The organism is Actinoplanes regularis (assembly GCF_900188005.1).
GTDB classification, from domain to species: domain Bacteria; phylum Actinomycetota; class Actinomycetes; order Mycobacteriales; family Micromonosporaceae; genus Actinoplanes; species Actinoplanes regularis.
Window position 1 is genome coordinate 138,968 of sequence record NZ_FZNR01000020.1, and the last position, 8,104, is coordinate 147,071.

At 67.4% G+C, this 8,104-nt stretch carries 10 protein-coding genes; all 10 read right to left on the reverse strand.

All coding sequences use genetic code 11. From position 1 onward, the window contains the following. Positions 1-7 precede the first annotated feature (7 nt). Positions 8-676 (reverse strand): FliH/SctL family protein, encoded by a 669-nt coding sequence (locus CHC09_RS35660; RefSeq protein WP_089297700.1) that lies wholly within the window; start codon positions 674-676, stop codon positions 8-10. Further along, entirely contained in the window at positions 660-1,685 is a 1,026-nt protein-coding gene (fliG, locus tag CHC09_RS35665) for a flagellar motor switch protein FliG (protein ID WP_089297675.1), read from the reverse strand. The genes CHC09_RS35660 and fliG overlap by 17 nt, the downstream gene beginning before the upstream one ends. 33 nt (positions 1,686-1,718) lie before the next feature. After that, positions 1,719-3,338 carry a flagellar basal-body MS-ring/collar protein FliF gene (gene fliF, locus CHC09_RS35670; RefSeq protein WP_089297676.1) on the reverse strand — a complete coding sequence of 540 codons (1,620 nt, stop codon included), beginning with the start codon at positions 3,336-3,338 and terminating at the stop codon, positions 1,719-1,721. Between the two features lies 1 nt (position 3,339). After that, positions 3,340-3,681: a flagellar hook-basal body complex protein FliE gene (gene fliE, locus CHC09_RS35675; RefSeq protein WP_089297677.1), complete on the reverse strand. Its 342-nt coding sequence runs from the start codon at positions 3,679-3,681 to the stop codon at positions 3,340-3,342. A gap of 2 nt (positions 3,682-3,683) precedes the next feature. Beyond that, on the reverse strand, positions 3,684-4,076 hold the full coding sequence (locus CHC09_RS35680) for a flagellar basal body rod protein FlgC (RefSeq protein ID WP_089297678.1): 393 nt from the start codon (positions 4,074-4,076) through the stop codon (positions 3,684-3,686). 2 nt (positions 4,077-4,078) lie between these two features. After that, positions 4,079-4,426, reverse strand: coding sequence for a flagellar basal body rod protein FlgB (locus CHC09_RS35685; protein ID WP_089297679.1), 348 nt, complete (start codon positions 4,424-4,426; stop codon positions 4,079-4,081). A 192-nt stretch (positions 4,427-4,618) separates the two neighbouring features. Continuing rightward, complete coding sequence (locus CHC09_RS35690; RefSeq protein ID WP_089297680.1) at positions 4,619-4,939, reverse strand: hypothetical protein; 321 nt, start codon at positions 4,937-4,939, stop codon at positions 4,619-4,621. A gap of 8 nt (positions 4,940-4,947) precedes the next feature. Next, positions 4,948-5,331 (reverse strand): flagellar export chaperone FliS, encoded by a 384-nt coding sequence (gene fliS / locus CHC09_RS35695; RefSeq protein WP_089297681.1) that lies wholly within the window; start codon positions 5,329-5,331, stop codon positions 4,948-4,950. A 48-nt stretch (positions 5,332-5,379) separates the two neighbouring features. Further along, positions 5,380-6,762 (reverse strand): flagellar filament capping protein FliD, encoded by a 1,383-nt coding sequence (gene fliD / locus CHC09_RS35700; RefSeq protein ID WP_089297682.1) that lies wholly within the window; start codon positions 6,760-6,762, stop codon positions 5,380-5,382. A 187-nt stretch (positions 6,763-6,949) separates the two neighbouring features. Then, a partial coding sequence (locus CHC09_RS35705) for a flagellin N-terminal helical domain-containing protein (protein WP_089297683.1) occupies positions 6,950-8,104 on the reverse strand: 1,155 nt, incomplete at its 5' end.

An 8,104-nucleotide genomic window follows, 5' to 3' on the forward strand; every position in this document is an offset into this window, starting at 1 on the left:
TCGCTTCTCAGAGTCGAAGGGCTTCCCTGGCCCGCGCCATCGCGGCGGCGATCGTCGCGTCAACGGTGGCGGTGCCGGTCTCGGCGACGGCGTCGCCGGGCTGGAGGCGGGGATCGGCGTGCAGGGTGATCTGACGGCCCTGGTAGTCGAAGACGTTGTCGGCGTCGCCCACCAGGTTGGCGTAGTCGTCCGGGTGCAGATGCAGTTGCACCCCGCCGTGCTCGGGCACCGCGGTCATCGCCCGCCGCAGCGCGTCCACGCCGCGGTGCTCCTCGTCCCGCAGATTGCGTCCGACGATCGCCTCGGCCAGCTCGAACGCGCTGATCAGCACGAGCTCCTGCAGCTCGTTGAAGGTGGGCATCAGCTGGTTCTCCAGCTCGGTGACGGCTCGGCCGAGCGCGTTCACCGCGTGCGCGAGCGCGGCCGAGCGGCGCTGTTCGTGCTGAAGCTCTGCGGCCATCGCGCGTGCGGACGCCTCCTCGGCGGCCGTCACGGCGTCCCGTTTGCCCTGCGCCCACCCCTCGGCGTACCCGGTGGCCCGGGCCTGTTGCCGGGCCTCATCCAGCAGCTTCGGGTCGTTCGGGTCCGGTTGCCGGAAGTCGTTGATGAACTGCGCGGCAGCGGCGTTCTCCGCCACCACCCCGCGGATCACCGGGCCGTCAGGCAATGAGCTCATCAGCCTCGCCGCCACGCTGGATCTCGATCTGGCCGGAGTCCTCCAGGCTGCGGATGACACCGACGATCTTGGCCTGGGACTCCTCGACCATCCGCACCTTGACCGGGCCGAGCAGGTCCATCTCCTCCAGCAGGTTGTCCCGGCCGCGCTCGGAGAGGTTCTTGGTGACCTTGTCCCGCACGCCCTCCGGCACGCCCTTGAGGGCGGTGGCCAGGTCGGCCGGCTCCACCTGGCGCAGGATCAGCTGCACCGCGCGGTCGTCGAGATTCACGATGTCCTCGAACATGAACATCCGGCGCCGGATCTCCTCGGCCAGCTCCGGGCTGCGCGCGTCGAGGGCTTCCAGGATGAGCCGCTCGGTGGTCCGGTCGGCGCGGTTGATGATGTCGACCAGCGGCTGCAGACCCCCGACCGTGGAGAGTTCGTCGGGCTGCAGGACGCTGGAGAGTTTGCGCTGCAGCGCGCTCTCCACCTGCCGGATGATGTCCGGCGAGGTGCGGTCCATGATCGCGATACGGTGCGCGACCTCGGTCTGCACCTCCAGCGGCAGTCCGGCCAGGATGGATGAGGCCAGCCCGGCCGGGATGTGCGCGAGCACCAGCGCGATCGTCTGCGGGTGCTCGTACTGGACGTAGGAGAGGAGTTGCCGCGGGTCCGCGTGGCTGAGGAAGTTGAACGGGATGTCGTTCATCGACGCCTCGAGCCGATCCAGGATCAGCGCCGCGCGCTCCTCGCCGAGCGAGGCCTCCAGCAGCTCACGGGCGTACCCCATGCCACCGGTGCCGGCGTACCGGGTGGTCGCCAACGCGTAGAACTCGTCCATCACGTCGTCGACCTGGACCGGGTCGAGCTTGCCCAGCTTCGCGACCTCCGCGGTGAGCATCTCGACGTCTTTCTCGTTCATGTTCGCCAGCACCTGGGCGGATTGTTCCGCGCCGAACTGGACCAGCATGATCGCGGCCTTGCGGATGCCCGTCATGGACAGCGTGGAGAGCCCGGGTGTGGTCAACGCGTACTCCTCGAACCGTCTTGCCTCTTGGGGTCAGCCGTGCGGCGAGTCGATCGACATCCAGCTGCGCAGCAACTGGGCCATCTCGTCCGGCTTCTCCTTGACCATGGTCTCGATCTCCCGGTGCCGCTCCTCGCGGGCCTCGTCGCGCTCCTCCGGGGTAGGGGCGCTCTCGAGCATCCCGATGCCGTGCATGGCCTCGGTCGCCTCCAGTTCGGCCTGGCGTTGTGCGTCCAGCGCGGCCTGCATCGCCTCCAGGTGCGCCCGCTCCTCGGCGGAGAGCTCCTGGCGCCGCTTGGCGCGCCGGCTGGCCCGCCAGGCCAGGAAGATCAGGATCAGCACCACGAAGGCGAGGGCACCGCTCTTGACCAGAGTGAGCTGCTTGTCCTGTTTGTCGGCGGCTGCCGCGGCCGCGAGCTCGCTCTGGGCCGCCTGCTGCGCGGAGGTGTCGAACGGCATCGCGCTGACCACGATGGTGTCGCCGCGGGTGGGGTCGATGCCGGCCGCCGAGCTGACCAGCTGCTGCACCTGGGTCGGGTCGACCGATGCGGCGGTGGTGCTGTCCAGCAGGACCGCCACGTTCAACCGGCGGATGCTGCCCGGCGCCTTCCGGCGAATCTCTTCCACCTCGTTGAGGGCGTTCTGCCGAGCCTCGTTCTTGTTGGCGTACTGCCCGGTGGAGCCGGCGCCGCTGGGGACCTGGATGTTGTCCGGCCCCAGCACGCCGCCGTTACCGGTGCCGCTGCCGGTGTACGTCTCGGAGCTGGTGGTCTCGGAGACCGAGGGGAGTGACGGGTCGGAGCTGTACTCCTTCTTGCGCGTCTCGGTCTGGTCGAAGTCCAGGTCGGCGGTCGTGGTGACGACCGAGTGCCCGGGGCCGACCAGCCGGTCCAGCATGCTCTGCAACGAGGCGTTCATCCGGTTCTGGAACTCGACCGTCTGCGCGTCGGAGCCGCTGTCCCCGCCGGTGGCGATCGCCGCACCGCCGCCCGTGGAGAGGATCTTGCCGTCCGCGCCGGCCACCGTGACCTGGGTGGGGTCGAGGCCCTCGACGCTTGAAGCGACCAGGTGCACGATGGCCTGTACCTGGTCGCCGGTGAGCGGGCTGGTTGACTTGGACGCGACCAGCACCGACGCGGTCGGTTTGGTGGCGGTGTCGGCGAAGACGTCCTTCTGCGGCATCACCAGGTGCACGGTGGCCGCCTCGACGCCGTCGATCGACTGGATGGTCTTGGCGAGTTCGCCCTCCAGCGCTCGCTGGTAGTTCGCGTGCTGCATGAAGTCGCTGGTGGTGATGCCCTGCTGATCCAGCAGCGAGTAACCGGTGCCCTCGTCGTTGGGCAGACCCTCGCCGGACAGCTGGAGCCGCAGGGAGTTCACCTGATCGCGTGGCACCAGGATGGTCTGGCCGTCGTTCGCCAGTTCGTACGAGGTGTTCGTCTTCTGCAGGGACTCGACGATGGCGCTGGCGTCCTTCGTCGAGAGGTTGTTGAACAGGATCGAGTACGACGGTTTCGCCGCCCAGGTCGCGAAGAAGTACCCACCGACGATGATGGCGAAGACCGCGAAGATCGTGACCGCCTTCTGTCCCGGCGTGAAGGACTTGAAGGTGTCCGTTATGCGGCGTACCGGCGCGGGAAGGCGGTCGGTCATCTCAGGCCTGCATCCTCATGATCTCTTGGAAGGCTTCGACGGCCTTGTTACGGACGGCCATGGTCAGCTGGAGGCCGAGGGCCGCCTCGGTAGAGGCCATCGTGTATTGGGCCGGATCCTGAAGCGTCCCGTTGGCGACCTGGACTGCGAGATCGCTTGCCTTGTCCTGGGAGGCCTGGACGCTCTCCAGGCCCTTGGCGAGCATCCGAGCGAAGTCGGTGTTGGGGCTCTCCGTCTTGCCGGCTTCCTCGAAGTCCAGTTGGCCGCCCAGGCCTTTGGCGCCCGAGAGGCCGGAGATTCCGCTGAAACCGGATATCCCCCCGATGGGGTTGATCGCGGACATGATTACTTCCCGAGGTTGATCGCGGCGGTGTACGCGTCCCGGGCCCGGTCCACGACCGAGAGGTTGGCCTGGTAGGAGCGCTGCGCCATCATCATCTGGGCCATCTGGCTGCCCATGTCGATGTCCGGCTTGCGGACGTAACCCTGCTCGTCGGCAAGCGGATTGTCCGGCTCGTAGACCACGACACCCTCGGGGTTGCCGAACCGGACGGCGGCGACCTCGGTGCCGTTCCCGTCCTGCGCCTCCCGGGCCTGCACGTAGCGGGCCTGGAACGCGTTTTCGGAGGTACGGCTGACGTTGTTCATGTTCGAAAGGTTGTCGGAGACCGCGTCCAGCCACTTGCGGTGGACCGTGACACCGGTGCTCGCGATTCCGATGGCGTTGAAGATGCTCATCCTCAGGCTCCCTTGATGGCTTCGCGCAGCAGGCTGTACTTGCCGTCGATGGCACGGATGGTGAGCTGGTAGCGCATCGTGGTGTCGATGTGCGACAGCGTCTCCTCGTCGAGGTTGACGTTGTTGCCGTTGAGGCGGGTGGGCTCCAGCGACGTGTGCACGCTCGGCTTCACACCGAGCGGCGACTGGCCGTGGGCTACGGCACCCTGCAGCGCCTCCTCGAACTTGACCTTACGGGCCTTGAAGCCCGGGGTCTCGACGTTCGCGATGTTGTTGGCAATGGCGTTCTGCCGGGCCGACAGGCCGGTGACAGCGACGCGTAGTGCGGACGAAGAGACGTCGTCGAACACTTTGCAGCCCCCTGATCGATCCGTCTTGTCGCCGATCCGTGGCTTTTGCTTGGTGAGCAATCCGTGCTCGTACCATGCAGTTCGGCGCGCCCCGCGATCCGCTGAGCGCCAGACGGTTGCCGCTCGGTTGCACAGAAAAATCCCGGCCCCCTGGCGGGCTCCGGGATTTCTCAGTTGTCTCTCAGCTGGTTTTCACATCGCCCGGTCCACGTAGACCGGGCGCTTGACGGCTTCACCGGTCTCGATCCGGGAGGTCATCGCCCTCTGCTGCCGGTTCGCGGTCAGCCGCCGGGCGAGTTCCTCCGCCGCGGCCAGCTGGCGGGTCAGGATCTCGTCCGCGCGCGGCTTCAGCTCCAGCGGGAGCGCGCCCAGCTCGGTCGGTGGCTTCCAGATGTCGGCCGGCGGCGTCTCGGCGTGGCGATGCTCGTCAGCGAGCATCGCCTCGACCGCGGCCACGTCCATCTCCAGCTCGTCGAGCGCTGAAGTCCAGGCGTTCCGCCAGTCCCCGGTCATGGCCGGACTCAACCCGCGGCAGTGGCGGACGCGGCCTCGCGCCAGGCGTCCCGTAGCGGTTCGAGCAACTCCCGGCAGCCGGCCACCCGCTCCGGGCTCTGCGAGATGTTCGCCCCGATCAGCTCGGTGAGAATGAAGCCGTACAGGTTGGCCAGGCGGGGCGCGCCGTCCCACGCGTCGACGTTGAGCGTGGTGCGCAGCTCGAGCACGATCTCCTGAGCGTGATTGAGCTTGTAGTTGGCCACCTCGCGGTCGCCGCCGCGCAGCGCTTCCTCCCCCTGGACGAGGTCGAGGATCATCTTGTCGTAGAGCATGACCAGGAGCTTGGCCGGAGACGCGGTGTTGACCGAGTCCTGGAGGTAGCGGTTACGCAGCTGCGGGGCGGTGGTCATCGGCGATCCTCATCGAGAGTTGATCCAACGGGCGGAGAGCGGAATCGGTCAGGACAGGCCGGCGAGCTGTCCGGCGAGCCAGGTGGACTGGTTCTGCAGCTTGCCGAGTGCGGTCTCCAGGCTCGTGTACGTCTTCTGCAGGGTCGCCCTCTTGGCGACGAGCCGGGTGTCCCACTCGCTGATCTGCTTGTTCAGGCTGTCGATGTCGCTGTTCCGGCCGGTGATGACCGAGGTGATCGACTTCGATTGCTTGTCGGCGAGGGCCTCGAAGTTGTCGCCGAGGCCGATGCCGGCCTCCTTGATCGCGTTCGGGTCCGCGTTGTAGGCGGTCTTGAACTTCTCGGCATCGAAGGTCAACGCGCCGGTGCTGTCGAGCTGGATGCCCAACTTGGAGAGGCTGCCGAAGGCAACCGTCTTCGGGTTGGTGGTGGAGTCCTCCGGGAGCTTCGAGTCGAAGCGCGGGTTGTCGTACGACAGCCCGACGCTGACCGCGCTCAGGAGCGTCTGCCGGATGTTGCGGACCATGAAGTCACCGCTGAGCGGCGAACCCTTCTTGGTGCTCGCGTCGTACGCGGTCTGGGAGGCGACCTCGGAGAGCGTTCCGTTGGCCGCGTCGACCATCGCCTGGATCTTGCCGGCGATCCCGTCGATGTCGTTCACGGCGGAGACGTTGACCCCGGTCTCCGGCTTGGTCACCGTGATCGAGACGCCGCTGAGCAAGCCGGTGAACGTGTTGCTGCTGCTGGTCACCTCGTAGCTGCCCGGGGTGAGGGTGACGCCGTCGGCCTCCACCGAGCCGACCCGGATCTTCGCGTCCGACGCGGCGGTGACGACGTTGCTGGTGCCGGTGAGACCGGTGACCTCGAAGGTGTTCTCGGTGCCGGTCTTGGTGCTGGTGAGCTGCAGGATGCTGTTTCCGTCGGCGGTCTTCACCACGCCGGCCCGGACCCCGATCCCACTGGTGCTGTTGATCGCGGCGGCGATGCCGGCCGGCGTCTTGTCGTCCGTCAGGTTGACGGTGACGTCCGCACCCGAGCCCACCTTGATGGTCAGGCTGCCGCTGCCGTCGGTGATGTCGGTGGTGTCTTTGTCGTACTCGGTCGTGGTGACCTGGGCCTTGGCGGTCGAGACCACGTCGAACGTGGTGGAGCCCGCCGCGGCGGTGAGGCTGTTGGTCGCGGTGGCGCTGACCGAGCTGGAGCTGGACGACGCCTTGACCGACCGCCAGGTGGCCAGGTCGCCCAGCGTGGAGCCGGCGGTCTTGAGCGCGGCGAGCTGTTTGTTGACCGTCTGGTACGAGGCCACGGTCGTCTGAGCCGTCTTGACCTTGGTCTTGAGCCGGTCCTGCGGGGCCGCCTCCACCTTCATCAAGCTGCTGATCAGGCTTGACGTGCTCAGACCGCTGACCAGGCCGTCAATCGCAGTGCTCATGAAGGTTCGCCTTTCTCGAAGGGCCGGAGGATGAAGAGAAGGGGCAACCGACTCTCTCCGCCAGCTACCCCTCTTCTTCGGCCGATCAGGCGATCGATTCAGTTTTGCTCGGTGGCAGTTCGGTTGTCCCCTGGGCCTCGGTGCTCCCTCGAGCAGGGCTCCGGTTATCCCCCGACCCGGACTCCGGTTATCCCTGGAGCAGGGAGAGGACGCCCTGGGCGGACTGGTTGGCCTGGGACAGCATGGAGGTGCCGGCCTGGGTCAGGATCTGGTTGCGGGTGAGCGTGACCATCTCCGCGGCGACGTCGGTGTCGCGGATGCGGGACTCGGACGCGGAGAGGTTCTCGACCGCGACGTTGAGGTTGTTGACGGTGTGCTCGAACCGGTTCTGGTACGCACCGAGACTCGCCCGGGTGTCCGAGACGGAGCGGATCGCCTTGTCGAGCATGGCGATCGCCTCGTCCGGCCCGCCGAGCTTCGTCAGGTCGAGGCTGGCGGTGCCGAGCGTCTTGGAGTTGACCTCACCGATGGCGATGCCGATCCGCTCGTTGGCGTTCGCGCCGACCTGGAACCGGCCGGTGTTCCCGTTGGGGACCGACCCGGCCAGGACACCGGCGCTCGTCTGAGCGTCCAACCCGACCGCGGTGAGCGGGCCGCCAGTACCGTCGGCGGTCTTGAAGCTGCCGACGGAGGACATGCTGAAGGTCGTGGACCCGGTGGCATCCGTGCTGGCGGTCATCTTGAGCTCGTTGCCCTCGAAGCCGGCCTTCTTGAGCGCGTCCGCGAGACTTGTGTTGACGGCCTTGGCGATGTCCTGCGGGGTACCACCCGGGACAGCCGCCACGTTGACCGTGATGGGGGTGGCCAAGGTGGTGCCGTCCAGCTCAGTGATCGTGAAGTCGGTGGCGCTTGCGAACGGGCCGCCGACCGCCGTCAGGGCATCGGTGTCTCCACCTCCCGTCTTGGGCATCGCGGCGCTCGTGGCCTTCGAGGTGGCGCCGAAGGAGCCGTCGAGGAGCTTGGACTTGCCGAAGGAGGTGCTGGCGCCGATCCGGTCGAGTTCCTGGTTGAGCTGCTGGAGCTCCTTGTTCGCGGCGTCCTTGGCGTCGGCGTCCATCGAGCCCTGGTTCGAGGTTTGAACTGACAGGTCGCGCATGCGCTGCAGGATCGCGGTGGCCTCGTTGAGGGAGCCTTCAGCGGTCTGCGCGACGCTGATGCCGTCCTGGGTGTTGCGGACGGCGACCTTCAGGCCGCTGGTCTGCGAGCGCAGGCCCTCGGAGATCGACAGGCCGGCCGCGTCGTCGGAGGCGCGGTTGATCCGGAAGCCGCTGGACAGCTTCTC